Below are 17,969 nucleotides of genomic sequence, written 5' to 3'. Positions count from 1 at the left end.
CAGACTCCTCTGTGAGTGGGCAAAGTATGCCAATCGGCCGAGGCGATTCTCCAGCGCAAAAATCAGGCTAAACTCGGAATCTGCCTTTTTTATAAAGGTGGTTTCGAATGATTGCCTAATTGAGGTTTTTCGCCATGACCGATGACATCGACCAAGTGCTGATCACGGCGTTGATGGAAGACTCGCGACGCTCGCTCAAGGCCCTGGCACACCTCAGCGGCCTGTCCTCGCCCAGCGTTGCCGAACGCCTGCGTCGCCTCGAGGAGCGTGGCGTGCTCAAGGGCTACACCGTTGAAATCGACCCGAAATGCTTTGGCTATCAACTCCAGGCCATCGTACGCGTTCGCCCGTTGCCGGGTCAGTTGCAGGAAGTCGAACGGCAGATCATGGCCATTCCCGAGTTCACCGAGTGCGACAAGGTGACCGGCGACGACTGCTTCATCGCGCGCCTGCACGTGCGCTCGATGGAACAACTGGACACCCTGCTCGATCGCCTCAACACCCACGCCGAAACCAACACCGCGATCGTCAAGAAGACCCCGGTCAAACGCCGGCTGCCGCCGATGGCATAGTTCTCTCATCAAAACGCAGACAAGAAAAAACCCGCCGAAGCGGGTTTTTTGCTTAACGCTGACAATCAGTCATCACGGCTCATGATGCCGAACAGCTGCAACAGGCTGACGAACAGGTTGTAGATCGATACATACAGGCTGATGGTCGCCATGATGTAGTTACGCTCGCCGCCGTGAATGATGGCGCTGGTCTGGAACAGAATGCAGATCGAGGAGAACAGCACGAAACCTGCGCTGATCGCCAGTTGCAGACCGCTGATCTGGAAGAAGAAGCTGGCAACCACTGCACCCAGCAACACGAAGAAACCCGCAGTGATGAAGCCACTGAGGAAACTCATGTCCTTGCGGGAGATCAGCACGTAGGCCGACAGACCACCGAACACCAGTGCCGTCATGGCAAAGGCCGAGCTGACCACTTCAGCGCCGCCCTGCATGCCCAGGTAACGATTGAGGATCGGGCCGAGCAGGAAACCCATGAAACCGGTCAGGGCAAATGCCGACACCAGGCCCCAGGCGGAATCACGGAGTTTGTTGGTGAGGAAGAAAAGGCCATAAAAGCCGATCAGCACCACGAAAATGTTCGGGTAGCCGACACGCATCTGCTGGGCAACGTAGGCCATCACACCGCTGAAGGCGAGCGTCAGTGCCAGCAAGCCGTATGTGTTGCGCAGGACGCGGCTAACCTCTAGCTGCTCAGCCTGCAAGCTGTTATTAACTGCGTAATCCTGTTCGCGCATGGCGACACTCCTGTTGGTTTGTAACGTTCAGTCGCAAAGATCATAACAGACGCTCTGTAACAAGCTATGCAGAGAGTTTGACAGTGTGTTTCATTCAGGTATTATGGCGCCCGCAACGCAAACGGAGGTGTGGCCGAGTGGTTTAAGGCAACGGTCTTGAAAACCGTCGACTGTAACAGGTCCATGAGTTCGAATCCCATCGCCTCCGCCATCTTTATACGACAAAGCCCTGATTATTCAGGGCTTTGTCGTTTCTGGTGTGCGCAATTTCTGTTGCACCACTTCTTCTGGATCGTTTCCGCATCTTTCGGTCATTCCACCCCTCCTCCGATACCACTTCTTCTGCCCAAATCGGGTTGATAGCCGAAACCCTCCAATAAGCCAGTAGAAACTCCGCCGAAAGCTTGATTTCAGTCACCGTCCGAGACGGCGCCTCGCAGTCGAGTGACGTAGGCAGTGCTGGCTGCACCCATCAACATAAAGACAACATGTTGACATTTATAAATGTCGAAGCGTATCGTCGAGCCCATCAGAAAAGCATTCACATCGCCATAAAAACAATCAAACCCTGTGAATTAGGTGCTTAAAATGAAACAAAGCACAAAAAAGATGTCAATCGTCCGTTCCAGTCAGAGCCGAATCATCGGCTTTAATGACAATATGATTACCTATAACCCTTCTTGCTTTCGGGCTGCAGTGCCGAATGGCTCCTCACTTGGATGCGCGCCAGTCGGTCAAGGTTGACTGAGACGTGTGTGGGGCCATTCAGCCAAGCAAACCATCACCAGGCAGGAAGGATAGCGATGAGCAATGTCATTCTCGAAACCCGGGGCTTGACCAAGGAGTTCAGTGGCTTCACCGCCGTGGATTCGGTCGATCTTCAAGTGCAGGAGGGGCATATCCATGCCCTGATCGGCCCCAACGGTGCCGGCAAATCCACGGTCTTCAATCTGCTGACCCGCTTCCTGCCAGCCACCCGCGGTGCGGTGCTGTATCAAGGGCAAGCCATCGGCAAGCTGGCGCCTGACCGGATCGCCCGCCTGGGGCTGGTGCGCTCCTTTCAGATATCGGCCGTGTTCGGCCAGATGAGCGTGCTGGAAAACGTCCGCGTAGCTTTACAACGCGAACTCGGCACCAGCTTCCACTTCTGGAAACCCGCCAACTCCCTCGACCACCTCAACCAGCGTGCCATGCACCTGCTCGAACTAGTCGACCTGCAGGATTTCGCCCTGCACAAGACCGCTGAGCTGCCCTATGGGCGCAAGCGCGCACTGGAACTGGCCACGACCCTGGCCCTGGAACCCAAGGTGATGCTGCTCGACGAACCGACCCAGGGCATGGGCCACGAGGACGTCGAGCGAGTGGTTGAACTGATCCGCAAGGTCGCAGTGGGTCGCACGGTGCTGATGGTCGAGCACAACCTGCGCGTCGTCAGCAGCCTGTGCCATCGCATCACGGTACTGGCGCGCGGCAGCGTGCTGGCCGAAGGCGACTACGCCAGCGTATCGGCCAACCCGTTGGTACGCGAAGCCTACATGGGCAAGGAGGCTGAACATGTCTGAGGCACACAATCAACCACGCGAACAACTGCGCCTGACCAACGTGCATGCCTTCTACGGCGAATCGCACATCCTTCACGGCGTCGACATGACGGTCAATCGCGGTGAATTGGTCACACTGCTAGGACGCAACGGCGCCGGCCGCAGCACCATCTTGAAATCGATCATGGGCATGGTCGGCCGATGCAGCGGCTCGATCTGCATCAACGGCCAGGAAACCGTGAAAATCGCTGCGCACCAGATCGCCCGCCTCGGCGTGGGGTTCTGCCCGGAAGAGCGCGGCATCTTCGCCAGCCTGAACGTCGAAGAAAATCTCATGCTGCCGCCGACCGTGGCCAGTGGCGGCATGTCGCTGGACGAAATCTTCGACATGTTCCCCAACCTCTACGAGCGTCGTAAAAGCCAGGGCACGCGTCTGTCCGGTGGCGAACAACAGATGCTGGCCATGGCTCGAATCCTGCGCACCGGGGCGAACCTGCTGCTGCTCGACGAGATCACTGAAGGCCTGGCCCCGGTGATCGTCGAGCGCCTGGGCGAAGTGCTGGTGGAGCTCAAGCGCCGGGGTATCACCATCGTGCTGGTGGAGCAGAACTTCCGCTTTGCCGCGCCCCTGGCCGATCGTCATTACCTGATCGAGCACGGCCAGGTCGTCGAACACTTCACCGCCGCAGAACTGGACGGCAAACGCGACCAACTCAACGCCATGCTCGGCGTTTGACCCTGCTGTACCGACCCATAACAACAATTAGCGCGCTCTCAAGCCGTGGAGATTCGCATGTCAGCAGCATTCAATTTCAGTACCGCCCCCATGACCCGGACGATCATCGCCAGCCTGTTCGCCGGTCTGCTCGCCAGCCCTGCCCAAGCCAGCATCAGCGACGATGAAATTCGCATCGGCTACCTCGATGACCTGAGCGGCCCCTACAGCGATCTCGCCGGCCCAGGCGGCCTGGAAGCCATTCGCATGGCCATCGAGGACATGGGTGGCAAGATCGGCCAGAACAAAGTCGAGCTGTTTTCCGCCGACCACAAGAACAACGCCGACCTGGGCGCGAACATCAGCCGCGAGTGGATCGACCGGCGCAATGTCGACCTGATCGCCGGTTTGAACGCCTCGCCGGTGGCTATCGCGGTCACCCGGCTGGTGGAGGAAAAGCACCGTTTCGCCATCGTCTCCACTGCCGCCGCTGCCAGCCTGACCAACGAATACTGCACGCCCAACCATCTGCACTATGTGTACGACACTTACTCGGTCTCCAACGGAGCGGCCAAAGCCATCGTCGCCAGTGGCGGTGACACCTGGTACATGCTCAGCGCCGACTACGCCTTTGGCCACGCCATGGAAGCGCAGGTGTCGAAGGCCGTGATCGAAAACGGCGGAAAAGTCATCGGCAAGGCCAACCACCCGTTCCAGACCAGCGATTTTTCCTCGTACATCCTGCAAGCCCAGGCCTCCGGCGCCAAGATCATCGGCCTTGCCAGTGCCGGCTCCGATTTGGTCAATGCCATTTCCACCGCCAAGCAATTCGGCCTGATGGAGTCCGGCCAGACCCTGGCCAGCCTCATGGTCTTCATCACCGACATCAAAGCCATCGGCCTGCCCACGGCCCAGGGGACAAAGTTCGTGTCCGGCTGGTACTGGGACATGAATGATGAATCCCGCGCCTGGGCCAAGCGTTATTTCGAGCGGACCAAGCGCATGCCGACCATGGTTCAGGCCGGCATGTACTCCAGCACGTATCAGTACCTCAAAGCGGTCGAAGCCACCGGCTCCGACGACCCGCAGACCGTGCGCGAGTACATGATGAAGACCCCGATCAACGATATGTTCACCAGGAACGGCCGGGTTCGGGTCGATGGCCGCATGGTGCATGACATGTATCTGGCCCAGGTGAAAACACCCGAGGAGTCCATGGGTGAGTGGGACCTGTTCAAGATCCTCGGCACCATCCCTGCGGATGAGGCTTTCCTGCCGCTTTCGCAAAGCAAGTGCAAGTTGGTGAACGCTGATCAGAAGGTCGCCAGCGCCTTGCGCCCGTGACAAAACCCGAGGACGACTGACATGACCATGCTTTTCGGGGTACCCCTGGCAGCGCTGTTCGGCCAGTTACTGCTGGGCCTGATCAACGGCGCGTTCTATGCGTTGTTGAGCCTGGGCCTGGCGGTGATCTTTGGCCTGTTGCGGATCATCAACTTCGCCCACGGCGCTCAATACATGCTGGGCGCCTTCACCGCACTGCTATTGCTCAAGTATCTGAACGTGAACTATTGGGCCGCACTGTTTCTGGTGCCGCTGTTGATCGGCGCCCTGGGGATATTGATCGAACGCTTGCTGCTGCGGCGCATCGCGCACCTGGATCATCTCTACGGCCTGTTGTTGACGTTCGGCCTGGCCATGGTCATCGAGGGCAGCTTCATCAACTTGTTCGGCGTGTCTGGCAGCAATTATCCGATTCCGCCGTCGCTGCAAGGCGGCTTCAAGCTGGACTTCATGTTCCTGCCGGCCTACCGCGCCTGGGTGTTGGCGGCCGGTTTGGGGATGTGCCTGTTCACCTGGTATGTGATCGAGAAGACGCGCCTGGGCGCCTACCTTCGCGCGGGCACCGAAAAGCCCGCGCTGATGCAGGCCTTCGGGGTCAACGTGCCGCTGCTGACCACCCTCACCTACGGCTTCAGCGTGGCATTGGCGGCCTTCGCCGGCGTGTTGGCGGCACCGATCTACTCGGTGTCGCCGACCATGGGCTCCAACTTGCTGATCGTGGTGTTCGCAGTGGTGGTCATCGGCGGGATGGGTTCGATCATGGGCGCGATCCTCACCGGGGTCGCCATGGGCCTGATCGAAGGCCTGACCAAAGTGTTCTGGCCCGAATCATCCGGCACCGTGATTTTCCTCGTGATGATCCTGGTGCTGCTGGTACGCCCCAACGGTCTGTTCGGAAAGGAGGCGTAAGCCCATGAACACTCAATCTCTACTGACCTTCGCGCAACAGCGCGGGATCCGTGAGCAACGCCAGCTCAACACCCTGTACATCACGCTGATCGCGATCGGCTTGATCGCCCCCTGGGTCGCCTACCCGGTGTTCCTGATGAAGCTGTTGTGCTTCGGCCTGTTTGCCTGCTCGTTCAACCTGTTGCTGGGCTATACCGGCCTGCTGTCTTTCGGGCATGCCGCGTTTCTTGCCGCGGGCGGCTACAGCACCGGCTATCTGTTGAGCCAACACCCGGGCATCGGCCCGGAATTGGCGATCATCGTCGGTACTGCCGCTGCCGCGCTGGTTGGTGCGCTGTTCGGTGCACTGGCGATTCGCAGGCAGGGCATTTACTTCGCGATGATCACCCTGGCCCTCGCGCAACTGCTCTACTTCCTGTTCCTCAAGGTGCCCGCCACCGGCGGCGAAGATGGCCTGCACGGCATCAGTCGCGGCAAGCTGCTGGGTTTCATCGACCTGGCGGACAACCACGCCATGTACTACTTCGTGCTGGCCATCACCGTGCTTGGCTTCGCCCTGGTCAAGCGCGTGGTGCACTCGCCTTTCGGGCAGATTCTGCAGGCGATTCGCGAGAACGAAGACCGCGCCACGTCACTGGGTTACAACGTCACTCGGTATAAGTGGCTGGCCTTCGTCATTTCATCAGGCATCGCCGGCCTGGCTGGTTCCACCAAGGCCGTGGTGTTTCAGCTGGCAACCTTGTCGGATGCACACTGGCACATGTCCGGCGAGGTGGTGCTGATGACCTTGCTCGGCGGCGTCGGCACCCTGCTCGGCCCTTTCGTCGGTGCCGGCATTGTGATCTCGCTGCAACACCTGCTGGCGCAATCGCCGCTGGGCACCTGGGGCACCCCGATCCTCGGCTGCATTTTCGTGCTCTGCGTACTCTGCTTCCGCTGCGGTGTAGTCGGATCGATCAAGCTGCTTGTGAAGAAGAATTTCAAGTGACCCCATTGATCAGCGATAAGGACATGACCATGAACACCTCCGCCGTCTGGACGCCGTCAACCGATTTCATTCGACGTACGCGCCTGCATCAGTGGATGAAGAAAGTGGGCGAGACTGACCATGACGCCTTCATCGAGCGTTCCACTAACGATCCGCAATGGTTCGCCAGCGCCCTGGAACAGGCCCTCGGCATTGTCTGGGATGCGCCCTATCAAACGCCACTCAATACCGCTGGTGGCATCAAGCATCCGCGCTGGTACGAGGGCGGCCGGCTCAACATCCTGCGCACGGCGCTGGAGCGCTGGGCTGTCGACCCGGAGCACGCGCAGAAAGCCGCGTTGATCTGGGAAGGTGAAGACGGCCAGTGTCTTGAAGTGAGCTATGGCGAGCTGGCGCGACGGGTCAACAACGTCGCACAGGGCCTGAGCGAACTGGGCGTGGTCAGCGGTGACCGCGTGGCCATCTTCATGCCGATGCTGATCGAGACCGTGGTCGCGTTGTTGGCGGTGGTCAAGCTCGGTGCGATTTTCACGCCCGCCTTCTCCGGCTATGGCGCCGAAGCACTGGCCACGCGCATTGAAGCCTGCGGGGCCAAATTGCTGATCACTGCCGACGGCTTCATGCGGCGTGGCAGAGTGATTGCCATGAAGGAAGAGGCCGACAAGGCTGCCGCACTGAGCCCGTCGCTGGAAAAAGTGGTGGTGGTGCGGCGCCTGGGGCGGGACATCCCCTGGCATTCAAACCGCGATCTGGACTTTGCCACACTGCAAGCCTGTGACGGCAGCCAGTGCCCGACAGCGGTCATGGACAGCCAGTCACCGATGATGATCATTTATACCTCCGGCACCACCGGCAAGCCCAAGGGCGCGGTGCATACCCACAGCGGATTTCCGCTCAAGGCGGCACTGGATGTGGGTTTGTGCATGGATGTCGGACAGAACGACCGCCTGTTCTGGATCACCGACATGGGCTGGCTGACCGGCCCGGTGGTGGTCTTCGGCAGCCTGATCAACGGTGCCTGCGCCATCATCTATGAAGGCTCGCCGGACTACCCGCAAGCGGATCGGGTGTGGACGCTGGGCGCACGCCATCAGGCCACCCACATCGGCGTATCACCCACGCTGGTCCGTTCGCTGATGCAGCATGGTGATGCCGTTGCCCAAGGTCATGACCTGAGCGCCTTGCGCACCTTCACCTCGACCGGCGAGCCCTGGAACCCGGAGCCCTGGCTGTGGCTATTCAACACCGTAGGCCAGGGCCGTTATCCGATCATCAACTATGCCGGTGGCACCGAAATCGGCGGCGGCATCCTGACCAATGTACTGATCAAGCCGATATCCCCGGTGACCTTCAACAGTCGCATGCCGGGCATGGCGGCTGATGTCTGCGATAGCCAGGGCCAGCCGGTGCGCCAGACGCTGGGCGAGCTGGTGCTGCGCCAGCCATGGATCGGCATGACCCAAAGCTTCTGGCAGGAACCGCAGCGCTATGAAGACTCGTACTTCAACCGTTTCCCTGAAACCTGGGTGCACGGCGACTGGGCGATCATCGATGACGAAGGTTTCTGGACCATCACCGGTCGCTCCGATGACACCTTGAACGTGGCCGGCAAGCGGATCGGCCCAGCCGAAATGGAGTCGATCCTGGTCAGCCACGCCCAGGTGCTGGAAGCCGGGGCCATCGGCATTCCCGACGAGATCAAGGGTGAAGCCCCGGTGTGCTTCGTGGTGCTCCTTCCAGGCAGCGAACCGACCCCCGAACTGGAAACGGAACTGCTTGGCCTGATTGGTGCCCGGCTGGGCAAGGCGATGCGCCCCAAGCATTTGCACTACGTCAGCGAGCTGCCCAAGACCCGCAATGGCAAGGTCATGCGCCGGGTGATTCGCGCCGCTTATCTGGGCCAGGACGCCGGCGACCTGACGTCGATGGAAAATCCCGCCGCCCTTGGCGTCATCAGTCGCTGCCACCAGCAACCGGCATCAACGGGAGCCTGAACATGAACCGGACGCAACGTACCGTAGTGGTTACCGGCGCCGCCCAGGGCATCGGCCTGGCGATTGCCCGGGCCTTCGCCGCCCAGGGTGATTTCGTGGCCTTGTGCGACGTCAATCTGACGGCCGCCGAGCAGGCGGCGAACAGCCTGCCCAACGCCCGCGCCTATGCGCTGGACGTCACCAGCGAAGCGCAGATCGTCTCCTTTTATGAGCAACTGCTGGCGGAGCACGGCGCAGTGGATGTGCTGGTGAACAACGCCGGACTGCAGCACATCGCGCCCGTGCAGGAGTTCCCGCTGTCGCAATGGAACACCCTGTTGGCCGTGATGCTGACGGGGCCTTTCCTGATGAGCAAACACGCCCTGCCGGGCATGCTCGAACAGCGGAGCGGGCGCATCATCAATATCGCCTCGGTGCACGGCAAACTGGCCTCGCCCTACAAGAGCGCCTACGTGGCCGCCAAACACGGCCTGATCGGCCTGACCCGGACCCTGGCCCTTGAAACCGTGAATCAAGGGATCACCGCCAACGCTATATTACCTGGCGCCGTGCGCACTTCTCTGGTGGAAAACCAGCTGCCGCAGTTGGCGGCCCAGGACCACATCAGCGAAGAGCAAGCCCTGCAACGCCATATCCTGGCGCGCCAACCCCTCAAGCGCCTGCTGGAGCCCAGCGAGATCGGCGACAGCGCTGTTTACCTCGCCTCCCACGCTGCACGCGCCATCACCGGTGAGTCGCTCAGCGTGTCTGGCGGCTGGTGACCGGCATGGGTCTCACTGCGCTTGCTGGCTACCGGTTCCCTGAATACCAATGGTCGTTCGATGCCGAGCGCGTTTTAGCCCTCAATCAGGCCATTGGCATGCCCCCGAACTGCAATCAGCCGCCGACCCTGGCCTACAGTGCCGACATGGACCGGGACGTGGTCAGGCAGCTGTTCACTTTGACCGGGCTTGAGGCCCATCAACTGCTGCATGGCGAACAACATTTCCGCTACCTCCAGCCATTGCAACCAGGCCTCGTCTACCGCAGCAGCGCACACCTGAGCGAGGTCATCACCAAGCCGCGTTTCAGCCTGCTGCACAAGCAAACCCGGTTGTTCGCCGCGGACGGTTCACTGGCGTGCGAGATGCTCAGTCTCTACGTTGCCCTGCTGAAACCGGGCGCACCCAGCGTCGGGCCGGTGCTCGAGACCCAAGACACGCAACCTGTACTTGCCGCAACCGAGATCAATCGGGAACAGATCCGGGCCTTTGCCAGCGCCTCGGGGGATCACAACCGCGTCCATCTGGAACCGGCCATTGCGCAGATGGCCGGGCACCCGGACGTGTTTGCCCAGGGCATGCTCGGAATGGGGTTACTCGGCAGTCTACTGCCTGGTTCGCGCCTGCGCCGTTTTGGCGTGCGATTCCTGTCGCCCATTGCCCTGGGAGATCACCCGAGGCTGTACCAGGCAGGCGGCACCCGTCTAAATCTCATACTGGCCAACGAGCACAATCGTATTCGAATCAGAGGCTACGCCGAACTCGATTGAACCGCGCAAAATCCGGAGAAAATCCATGCACGTAGACAACGCTATACGCTCACGCAAATCGGTCCGCCGCTTCCTGCCCATGGGCATTTCGAAGCCGGTGATTGAACATATCCTCAAGGTCGCCGCGCGCGCGCCCAGCGGCAACAACGTGCAGCCATGGCATGTCCATGCGCTGACCGGCGATGCCAAGCAGGCGCTGTGTGCCGATATCCTGGCGTCTACCACAACCCAACCCGGTCAGCATGACCCTGAATATCAGTACTACCCGGACAACTGGTTCGAACCCTATCAGAGCCGTCGCCGCGCATCCGGTTATGGCCTGTATGAAGCGCTCGGCATCGACCGCAACGATCGCGAGGCCCGCGAGCATCAGAACCTGCGCAACTTTCACTTCTTCGACGCGCCGGTCGGCCTGTTGATCAGCCTCGATCGCCGACTCAATACCGGCAGCTACATCGACCTGGGCATGTTCATTCAAAACATCATGCTTGCCGCACGCGGGCAGGGCCTGCACACCTGCCCCCAGGCCGCGTTCGCCTGGTATCACCAGATCGTCCGCCGTCATGTACCCCTGGCGGATGAGGACATCCTGGTCTGCGGCATCGCACTCGGGCATGAGGACCGCGATGCACCGGAAAACAGCCTGCAGACACAGCGCGAGCCGGTCGCCGCGTTCACGTCCTTTCATGGTTTCCCTGAGCGCGTGCCGGGGTAGGCAGCCAGGCACAATGAAAAAGGCGATGGTGTCATGACCATCGCCTTTTTCTGGCTTGTCGCCGGCTTCAGATTTGCCGGTCGAACACTTGTTGTCAGACGAACATCAGAAAAACGCCTGGAGACCGGTCTGCGCCCGACCGAGGATCAACGCATGCACGTCGTGGGTGCCTTCGTAGGTGTTGACCACTTCCAGATTGACCAGATGACGGGCCACGCCGAACTCGTCGCTGATGCCATTGCCACCCAACATGTCCCGCGCCAGGCGCGCGATGTCCAGCGACTTGCCGCAACTGTTGCGCTTCATGATCGAGGTGATTTCGACCGCGGCGGTACCTTCGTCCTTCATCCGCCCCAGACGCAGGCAACCTTGCAGGGCCAGGGTAATTTCGGTCTGCATGTCCGCCAGCTTTTTCTGGATCAACTGGTTGGCAGCCAGCGGGCGACCGAACTGCTGGCGATCCAGCACGTATTGGCGCGCGGTGTGCCAGCAATCTTCGGCCGCACCCAGCGCGCCCCAGGCGATGCCGTAACGCGCCGAGTTCAGGCAGGTGAACGGACCGCGCAGACCGCGCACATCCGGGAAGGCGTTCTCTTCAGGACAGAACACATTGTCCATGACGATTTCACCGGTGATCGACGCACGCAGCCCGACCTTGCCGTGAATAACCGGCGCACTCAGGCCCTGCCAGCCCTTCTCCAGGACAAAACCGCGAATCTGCCCTTCATCGTCCTTGGCCCAGACCACGAAGACATCGGCGATCGGGCTATTGGTGATCCACATCTTGCTCCCGGTCAGGCGGTAACCACCGTCGACTTTTCGCGCCCGGGTAATCATCGAGCCCGGATCGGAGCCATGGTTCGGTTCGGTCAGACCAAAACAGCCGATGTAATGACCGCTGGCCAGCTTTGGCAGGTACTTCTGCTTGGTGGCTTCGTTGCCGAACTCATTGATCGGCACCATCACCAGCGAGGATTGCACGCTCATCATTGAGCGATAGCCCGAGTCCACGCGCTCGACTTCCCGGGCGATCAGGCCATAGCACACATAGTTCAGGCCACTGCCACCGTAGGCTTCAGGAATGGTGGCGCCCAGCAGGCCGGTCTCGCCCATCTCGCGAAAAATTGCCGGGTCAGTCTGTTCATGACGAAACGCCTCCAGCACCCGTGGCGCCAGCTTGTCAGCGGCGAACTGCTGGGCGCTGTCGCGCACCATGCGCTCTTCTTCGGTCAGTTGCTGATCCAGCAGCAACGGGTCGATCCAGTTGAAGCTTGCCTTGTTGGCCATGGGTTATTCTCCGGTTTGGTTCTTGTCAGGGGTTGTCAGTCGAGGCGTTCGATCACGCAGGCAATGCCCTGGCCCAGGCCAATGCACAGGCTGACCAGGGCGTAGCGCCCGTTGCTGCGTTCCAGTTGACGCACCGCGCTGTAGGCCAGGCGAGCGCCGGAAGCACCGAGTGGATGGCCGATGGCAATGGCACCACCGTTGGGATTCAAGCGCGGATCATCGAAGGCCACGCCGAGTTGCCGGGCACAGCCGAGCACTTGCGCGGCAAATGCTTCGTTGATTTCGATCAGGTCCATGTCAGCCAGGCTCAAACCTGCGCGCTGCAACGCCTTGGTGCAGGCCGGCACCGGGCCAAGGCCCATCAGGCGCGGTTCGACACCGGCCACGGCGCCCGCCAGAATGCGCGCCCGGGGCTTGAGCCCGACCTTCTCACCCATGGCCCGCGAGCCAATCAGCAGCGCCGCCGCGCCATCGTTGATGCCCGAAGCGTTGCCCGCCGTGACAACGCCGCCGTCAAACAGCGGTTGCAGGTCCGACAGCGCCTCGAAGTTACTTTGCGGGCGCGGATGCTCGTCACGGTCGACGATCTTCGGTGGCTGCTTGCGCCCTTGCGGCACTTCGATCGGCAGGATTTCACCGGCCTGGAAACCATCGCGCACCGCCGCGTCGAACAACGCCTGACTGCGCGCGGCATAGATGTCGGCTTCCTCGCGAGTGATGCTCAGTTCACGGGCGACGTTGTCCGCCGTCTGCGGCATCGAATCGGCGCCGAACCCGGACTCTACCTTCGGATTGGGAAAGCGTGCGCCGAGGGTGCTGTCGCACACCTGAAAATCTCGGGACCAGGCGCTTTGCGCCTTGGCCACCACGAACGGCGCACGACTCATGCTCTCGACGCCACTGGCAACAAACAGCTCGCCTTCGCCGCAGCGCACGGCGCGGGCAGCATCCAGCACGGCCGCCAGGCCGGAGCCGCACAGGCGATTGACGGTCAAACCGCCCACCGTCGTTGGCAGGCCGGACAGCAGCGCCACATGACGTGCCAGGTTACGCCCGTCCTCCCCCGCCTGACTGCTGCAGCCGGCGATCAGGTCCTCGTAGTCACACATGTCGAACGGGTTACGCGCCACCAGGGCACGCACCACACTGGCCAGCAGATCATCGGGGCGCACACCGGCCAGAGCCCCGGCATGGCGACCGAACGGCGAACGCAGGCCATCGTAGATATAGGCCGTCATGCGTGATCCTCGGCAGTGGTCAGTGGCAGGTTGAGCTGGACCCGGCGCCGCAGCCAGGGACTGACCCGATAACGCGGTTCCTGATACAGCTCATGCAATTGGTGCAGGATCTGCTGGATCTGCGCCGCGCCGTAATGGTCGCCAAAACCCAGCGGACCATGGGGGTAACCGAGGGCCAACTGCACTGCACGGTCGAGGATTGCGGGGTCGGCGATACGACGCTGGGCAATCTCGCAACCCAGGTTGACGATCCCGGCGAGTACACGCTGGGCGATGAAGCCCGGCGAGTCATTGATGACCTCCACCGGCACGCCATCGGCGCCCAGGGCCTGGCGTGCTTGCGCCAGCACCGGTGCGTCGAGCGCCGGTTGACGCATCAGCACGCGACGCGAATCGAAGCCGACAAAGGTCTCCAGCGCCAGACTGCGTCGCGGTGGCAGTCGCTTGCGGGCGATCACGCTGCTGGCATCCTCGCCCAAGGGCGTGACCAGGCAGATGGCATTCGCACTCGGTTGATCACCCTGCTCCAGCACCACGCCGGCAACCGACAGTACCGCAGCGATCCGCTCGCGCATCGCCGAGTCGTCGCAGTCCAGCCAGAACGGCTGGGTGATCGCCACTGGCGGCGGCGCCTGCTCTGCTTGCTCGACCACGCGACCGTCCTGGTAGCGATAGAAGCCCTGCCCGGTCTTGCGCCCCAACAAGCCACTGGCCAGACGCGGTGGCACCAGCGCCGATGGGGTGTAGCGCGGGTCCTGGTAAAACTGGGTATGAATCGACTCCATCACCGCATGGGCGATGTCGAGGCCGACCAGGTCGAACAGTTCGAACGGCCCCATGCGAAAGCCGAGGCTGTCCTTGAGGATGCGATCGATTTGCGCCGGGGTCGCGATTCCTTCGCCCAGGATACGCAACGCCTCCGGACCGAAGGCTCGGCCGGCATGATTGACCAGGAAGCCCGGCGAGTCTGGCGTCGTCGCGGCAAAATGTCCTGCGTGGCCGGCCAGTGTCACCAGGCGCTTGACCACCTGCGGGTCGGTCCGCTCACCACGCACCACCTCGACGATTTTCATCAGTGGTACCGGGTTGAAAAAGTGAAACCCGGCCACCCGCTCAGGATGCCGGCAGGCACTGGCGATCAGGCTCACCGACAAGGAGGAAGTGTTGGTCGCCAGTACCGCGTCGGCCCTGACCACGTGCTCCAGCGCACGAAACAACGCCTGCTTGGCCTCGAGGTTTTCAACGATCGCCTCGATCAATAAATCGCAATCGGCCAAGGCTTCAAGGCTGATGGCCGGTCGCATGCACGCCAGTGCGGTCGCCAGCGCTTCATCGCTTAACTTGCCCTTGGCGCCAGAGCGCTCAAGCAAAGCCCGATTGGCTTGTAACGCCTCCTCCGTCGCTTCGCTACGGCTGTCGTACAGCAACACTGGAACGCCTGCGGTGGCGAACAACTGAGCGATTCCCCGGCCCATCGCACCGCTGCCGATCACACCGATTTGTTTGAACGTATTCACAAGCACCTCCTCAGATCGCCCGTTCCAGTTCCGGCACAGCGTCGAATAAATCCGCCACCAGGCCGTAATCGGCCACCTGGAAGATCGGCGCCTCTTCGTCCTTGTTGATCGCCACGATCACTTTGGAATCCTTCATGCCGGCCAGATGCTGGATGGCACCGGAGATGCCCACCGCGATGTACAACTGCGGCGCAACGATCTTGCCGGTCTGGCCGACCTGCATGTCGTTCGGTACAAAGCCTGCATCGACCGCCGCACGCGACGCCCCCACGCCCGCGCCGAGCTTGTCGGCCAACGCATAGAGGTGTTTGAAGTTGTCGCCGTTCTGCATGCCCCGGCCACCCGACACGACGATCTTCGCGGCCGTCAGCTCCGGGCGATCGGACCTGGCCAGTTCTTCACTGACAAAAACCGACTGACCGCTGTCGGTGACCAGGGTCAGCGTTTCGATGGCAGCGCTGTTCCCTGCGGCCGCAGCGGCATCGAACCCGGTGCCCCGTACAGTGATCACCTTCACGCCGGCGCACGACTGCACCGTCGCGACGGCGTTGCCCGCATAGATCGGGCGCTTGAAGGTATCGGCACTTTCGACCGCGATGATCTCCGAGATCTGATCGACATCCAGTTGTGCGGCAACCCTCGGCAGGGTGTTCTTACCGTTACTGGTCGCGGCAGCGAGGATATGGCTGTAGCGGTCAGCCCCTGCTTCCCGGACAAGCGCGACGATCAGAGGCGCGAGGTTTTCCGGCAGTTGGTGAGCATAAGCGGCGTTGTCGGCCAGCAGCACTTTCGTCACCCCAGCGACCTTCGCTGCCGCTTCAGCCACGGCGCTCGCGCCCTGCCCTGCAACCAGCACATGAATGTCGCCACCGATCTGCTGCGCAGCGGTCACGGTATTAAGGGTGGCAGCCGCCAGTGCGGTATTGGTGTGTTCAGCGATAACCAGGATAGCCATTAGATTACCTTCGCCTCGTTCTTCAGTTTCTCGACCAGTTCGGCCACCGACTTGACCTTGATCCCGGCGCTGCGTGCGGCCGGTGCTTCGACTTTCAGGGTCTGCACGGTGCCCGCGCAACTGACACCCAGGGCGCTCGGTGTGAGCACCTCCAGCGGCTTCTTCTTGGCCTTCATGATGTTGGGTAGCGACGCGTAGCGCGGCTCGTTCAGTCGCAGGTCGGTGGTGACGATGGCCGGCAGTTTCAGCGCGACGGTCTGTGCGCCGCCGTCGATTTCGCGGGTCACGGTCACGCAGTCGCCGTCGATGGCGACTTTTGAAGCGAAGGTTCCCTGACCGTAGCCGCTCAATGCCGCGAGCATTTGGCCGGTCTGGTTGTTGTCGCTGTCGATGGACTGCTTGCCGAGGATCACCAACTGAGGCTGTTCCTTGTCGACAACCGCTTTCAACAGTTTGGCCACCGCCAGGGACCCCAGGTCTTCATCGGCTTCGACCAAAATGGCTCGGTCGGCACCCAGCGCCAGCGCGGTGCGCAGTTGTTCCTGCGCCGCACTGCTGCCGATGCTGACGACCACCACCTCGGCGGCAATCCCCTGTTCTTTCAAACGCACCGCTTCTTCCACGGCAATTTCGCAGAAGGGATTCATCGCCATCTTGACGTTGGCCAGGTCGACGCCTGAGTGGTCCGCCTTGACACGAACCTTGACGTTGAAATCAACCACACGCTTTACCGCAACCAGTACTTTCATAATGTGTTCCCGTGTTAATGCAGTGATCGATCAGGCGCTGTGCAGCAATTGGGCGTAGGCCTGCAAATGGTGGTCGTCATCGCCCAATTGATGACCCAACATCACCAGGCGCTTGGCGTGATGAGCCAGGCTGTATTCCCAAGTCATGCCAATACCGCCGTGTAACTGGATCGCTTGCTCGGCGATCAGGCGTGCGGCGCGGACCACCACGAATTTGGCGGCGGCCAGTTGCCGGCTGCGTTCGTCGCTGTCGGCCTGATCGGCCACACAGGCGGCAAGGATGGCCATCGAGGTAGCCAACTCCAGTTCGCCGCGCATGTCGGCCATGCGGTGCTGCAGCACCTGGAACTTGCCGATGGGTGCACCGAACTGCTTGCGTGTCTTGAGGTAGTCGAGGGTCAGGCGAAAGGCTTCCTGCATGCCGGCGACGGCCTCGGCACACTGCCCGGCAATGGCACGACCCTGCTGATAACGCAAGGCCGGCAAAGCCTCGCCGACGTTGCCGAGCAAAGCCCCGCGGGCCACAAAAACATTGTCGAGGATCAGGTCGCTGGCACGCGGGCCATCGATGCAGGGGTAATCGCGACGCTGCAAACCGTCCGTTTGCGATTCGACCAGGAACAGGCTGATGCCTTGTTCGCTCCGAGCCTCACCGCCAGTGCGCGCCGACACCAGGATCACCCCTGCACTGGCAGCACCGACCACGGCGATCTTGCGCCCGGACAGGCACCAGCCGCCCTCGACCGGGCGCGCCTGAGTCTGCACATCGTGCAACTGGTAGTGGCTTTGCAGCTCTTCCAGCGCCACGGCCAGTTGCAGCGAGCCCTCGGCCACTTGCGGCAACAGGTCTGCCCGCTGGCCGGCATCACCCAGTTGCTGCAGCAGGCCCGCCGCGTGAATCTGCGACTGCAAGAACGGCTCCAGGCACAGGTTGCGACCGAGCTCGGTCATGATCAGCATGTTGTCCACGCCGCTGCCACCGAAACCGCCATGCTCCTCGGCAATCGGCACCGAACACAGGCCCAGTTCAGCCATCTGTTTCCAGAACGCCGGGCTCATGCCGGTTTCGCTGCGGTAGTAGCCTTCGCGTGCTTCGAAGCTGTAGTGATCGCGGGCCAGTCGGGCCACGGTGTCTTGCAGCATCTGCTGCTCGGAGCTGAGTGTGAAGTCCATTGCG

At 61.5% G+C, this 17,969-nt stretch carries 17 protein-coding genes and 1 tRNA gene; 11 read left to right on the top strand and 7 right to left on the bottom strand.

Annotated elements, in window-relative coordinates:
* The first annotated feature begins 134 nt into the window (after positions 1–134).
* Positions 135–572 (top strand): Lrp/AsnC family transcriptional regulator, encoded by a 438-nt coding sequence (locus CKW21_RS18220; protein WP_095195338.1) that lies wholly within the window; start codon positions 135–137, stop codon positions 570–572.
* 65 nt (positions 573–637) lie between these two features.
* Here CKW21_RS18220 and CKW21_RS18215 read toward each other — a convergent pair whose 3' ends face one another.
* The gene (locus CKW21_RS18215; protein WP_095195337.1) at positions 638–1,309 is read right to left on the bottom strand and encodes a Bax inhibitor-1/YccA family protein; all 672 of its coding nucleotides are present in this window, start codon (positions 1,307–1,309) and stop codon (positions 638–640) included.
* Between the two features lie 123 nt (positions 1,310–1,432).
* On the opposite strand from CKW21_RS18215, the gene CKW21_RS18210 reads away from it, so the two are divergent.
* The 10 genes from CKW21_RS18210 to CKW21_RS18165 all read left to right on the top strand — a co-directional run bounded on the left by CKW21_RS18210 (position 1,433) and on the right by CKW21_RS18165 (position 11,046).
* Positions 1,433–1,520, top strand: a tRNA-Ser gene (locus CKW21_RS18210).
* Positions 1,521–2,112: 592 nt separating this feature from the next.
* A complete protein-coding gene (locus CKW21_RS18205) occupies positions 2,113–2,871 on the top strand; it encodes an ABC transporter ATP-binding protein (RefSeq protein WP_095195336.1) in 759 nt (252 codons plus the stop codon).
* Positions 2,864–3,586, top strand: coding sequence for an ABC transporter ATP-binding protein (locus tag CKW21_RS18200; protein WP_095195335.1), 723 nt, complete (start codon positions 2,864–2,866; stop codon positions 3,584–3,586). Before CKW21_RS18205 ends, CKW21_RS18200 begins: the two co-directional genes overlap by 8 nt.
* 57 nt (positions 3,587–3,643) lie before the next feature.
* Positions 3,644–4,909 carry an ABC transporter substrate-binding protein gene (locus CKW21_RS18195; protein ID WP_095195334.1) on the top strand — a complete coding sequence of 422 codons (1,266 nt, stop codon included), beginning with the start codon at positions 3,644–3,646 and terminating at the stop codon, positions 4,907–4,909.
* A gap of 21 nt (positions 4,910–4,930) precedes the next feature.
* On the top strand, positions 4,931–5,818 hold the full coding sequence (locus tag CKW21_RS18190; protein WP_095195333.1) for a branched-chain amino acid ABC transporter permease: 888 nt from the start codon (positions 4,931–4,933) through the stop codon (positions 5,816–5,818).
* Between the two features lie 4 nt (positions 5,819–5,822).
* The gene (locus tag CKW21_RS18185; protein ID WP_095195332.1) at positions 5,823–6,806 is read left to right on the top strand and encodes a branched-chain amino acid ABC transporter permease; all 984 of its coding nucleotides are present in this window, start codon (positions 5,823–5,825) and stop codon (positions 6,804–6,806) included.
* 29 nt (positions 6,807–6,835) lie between these two features.
* Positions 6,836–8,800: an AMP-binding protein gene (locus CKW21_RS18180; protein WP_095195366.1), complete on the top strand. Its 1,965-nt coding sequence runs from the start codon at positions 6,836–6,838 to the stop codon at positions 8,798–8,800.
* Positions 8,801–8,802: 2 nt separating this feature from the next.
* Positions 8,803–9,561 carry a 3-hydroxybutyrate dehydrogenase gene (locus tag CKW21_RS18175; protein ID WP_095195331.1) on the top strand — a complete coding sequence of 253 codons (759 nt, stop codon included), beginning with the start codon at positions 8,803–8,805 and terminating at the stop codon, positions 9,559–9,561.
* Positions 9,562–9,566: 5 nt separating this feature from the next.
* The gene (locus tag CKW21_RS18170) at positions 9,567–10,331 is read left to right on the top strand and encodes a MaoC family dehydratase N-terminal domain-containing protein (protein WP_095195330.1); all 765 of its coding nucleotides are present in this window, start codon (positions 9,567–9,569) and stop codon (positions 10,329–10,331) included.
* Positions 10,332–10,356: 25 nt separating this feature from the next.
* Complete coding sequence (locus tag CKW21_RS18165; RefSeq protein WP_095195329.1) at positions 10,357–11,046, top strand: nitroreductase; 690 nt, start codon at positions 10,357–10,359, stop codon at positions 11,044–11,046.
* A gap of 105 nt (positions 11,047–11,151) precedes the next feature.
* Here the strand turns inward: CKW21_RS18165 and CKW21_RS18160 are convergent, their stop codons facing one another.
* From CKW21_RS18160 to CKW21_RS18135, 6 genes are read right to left on the bottom strand one after another with little or no spacing between them, the layout of a single operon-like run.
* A complete protein-coding gene (locus tag CKW21_RS18160; protein WP_095195328.1) occupies positions 11,152–12,333 on the bottom strand; it encodes an acyl-CoA dehydrogenase in 1,182 nt (393 codons plus the stop codon).
* Between the two features lie 35 nt (positions 12,334–12,368).
* Complete coding sequence (locus CKW21_RS18155) at positions 12,369–13,571, bottom strand: 3-oxoadipyl-CoA thiolase (protein ID WP_095195327.1); 1,203 nt, start codon at positions 13,569–13,571, stop codon at positions 12,369–12,371.
* Positions 13,568–15,088 (bottom strand): 3-hydroxyacyl-CoA dehydrogenase, encoded by a 1,521-nt coding sequence (locus tag CKW21_RS18150; protein WP_095195326.1) that lies wholly within the window; start codon positions 15,086–15,088, stop codon positions 13,568–13,570. The genes CKW21_RS18155 and CKW21_RS18150 overlap by 4 nt, the downstream gene beginning before the upstream one ends.
* A 10-nt stretch (positions 15,089–15,098) precedes the next feature.
* Complete coding sequence (locus CKW21_RS18145) at positions 15,099–16,043, bottom strand: electron transfer flavoprotein subunit alpha/FixB family protein (protein WP_095195325.1); 945 nt, start codon at positions 16,041–16,043, stop codon at positions 15,099–15,101.
* On the bottom strand, positions 16,043–16,792 hold the full coding sequence (locus CKW21_RS18140) for an electron transfer flavoprotein subunit beta/FixA family protein (protein ID WP_095195324.1): 750 nt from the start codon (positions 16,790–16,792) through the stop codon (positions 16,043–16,045). The genes CKW21_RS18145 and CKW21_RS18140 overlap by 1 nt, the downstream gene beginning before the upstream one ends.
* 30 nt (positions 16,793–16,822) lie before the next feature.
* Positions 16,823–17,965, bottom strand: coding sequence for an acyl-CoA dehydrogenase family protein (locus CKW21_RS18135; protein ID WP_095195323.1), 1,143 nt, complete (start codon positions 17,963–17,965; stop codon positions 16,823–16,825).
* Between the last annotated feature and the right edge of the window lie 4 nt (positions 17,966–17,969).

This window comes from Pseudomonas sp. Irchel 3A7 (assembly GCF_900187565.1).
Classification (GTDB): Bacteria; Pseudomonadota; Gammaproteobacteria; order Pseudomonadales; family Pseudomonadaceae; genus Aquipseudomonas.
Note: the sequence above shows the minus strand (reverse complement) of the source record. Positions and strands in the feature narration are given on the sequence as shown.

What these genes read in the sequence shown, in the direction of transcription:
- CKW21_RS18200 (WP_095195335.1), top strand. Translation starts at nt 2,864, where the DNA reads ATGTCTGAGGCACACAATCAACCACGCGAACAACTGCGCCTGACCAAC.
- CKW21_RS18135 (WP_095195323.1), bottom strand. Translation starts at nt 17,965, where the DNA reads ATGGACTTCACACTCAGCTCCGAGCAGCAGATGCTGCAAGACACCGTG.
- CKW21_RS18140 (WP_095195324.1), bottom strand. Translation starts at nt 16,792, where the DNA reads ATGAAAGTACTGGTTGCGGTAAAGCGTGTGGTTGATTTCAACGTCAAG.
- CKW21_RS18165 (WP_095195329.1), top strand. Translation starts at nt 10,357, where the DNA reads ATGCACGTAGACAACGCTATACGCTCACGCAAATCGGTCCGCCGCTTC.
- CKW21_RS18190 (WP_095195333.1), top strand. Translation starts at nt 4,931, where the DNA reads ATGACCATGCTTTTCGGGGTACCCCTGGCAGCGCTGTTCGGCCAGTTA.
- CKW21_RS18180 (WP_095195366.1), top strand. Translation starts at nt 6,836, where the DNA reads ATGAACACCTCCGCCGTCTGGACGCCGTCAACCGATTTCATTCGACGT.
- CKW21_RS18160 (WP_095195328.1), bottom strand. Translation starts at nt 12,333, where the DNA reads ATGGCCAACAAGGCAAGCTTCAACTGGATCGACCCGTTGCTGCTGGAT.
- CKW21_RS18145 (WP_095195325.1), bottom strand. Translation starts at nt 16,043, where the DNA reads ATGGCTATCCTGGTTATCGCTGAACACACCAATACCGCACTGGCGGCT.
- CKW21_RS18175 (WP_095195331.1), top strand. Translation starts at nt 8,803, where the DNA reads ATGAACCGGACGCAACGTACCGTAGTGGTTACCGGCGCCGCCCAGGGC.
- CKW21_RS18215 (WP_095195337.1), bottom strand. Translation starts at nt 1,309, where the DNA reads ATGCGCGAACAGGATTACGCAGTTAATAACAGCTTGCAGGCTGAGCAG.
- CKW21_RS18205 (WP_095195336.1), top strand. Translation starts at nt 2,113, where the DNA reads ATGAGCAATGTCATTCTCGAAACCCGGGGCTTGACCAAGGAGTTCAGT.
- CKW21_RS18185 (WP_095195332.1), top strand. Translation starts at nt 5,823, where the DNA reads ATGAACACTCAATCTCTACTGACCTTCGCGCAACAGCGCGGGATCCGT.
- CKW21_RS18220 (WP_095195338.1), top strand. Translation starts at nt 135, where the DNA reads ATGACCGATGACATCGACCAAGTGCTGATCACGGCGTTGATGGAAGAC.
- CKW21_RS18170 (WP_095195330.1), top strand. Translation starts at nt 9,567, where the DNA reads ATGGGTCTCACTGCGCTTGCTGGCTACCGGTTCCCTGAATACCAATGG.
- CKW21_RS18195 (WP_095195334.1), top strand. Translation starts at nt 3,644, where the DNA reads ATGTCAGCAGCATTCAATTTCAGTACCGCCCCCATGACCCGGACGATC.
- CKW21_RS18155 (WP_095195327.1), bottom strand. Translation starts at nt 13,571, where the DNA reads ATGACGGCCTATATCTACGATGGCCTGCGTTCGCCGTTCGGTCGCCAT.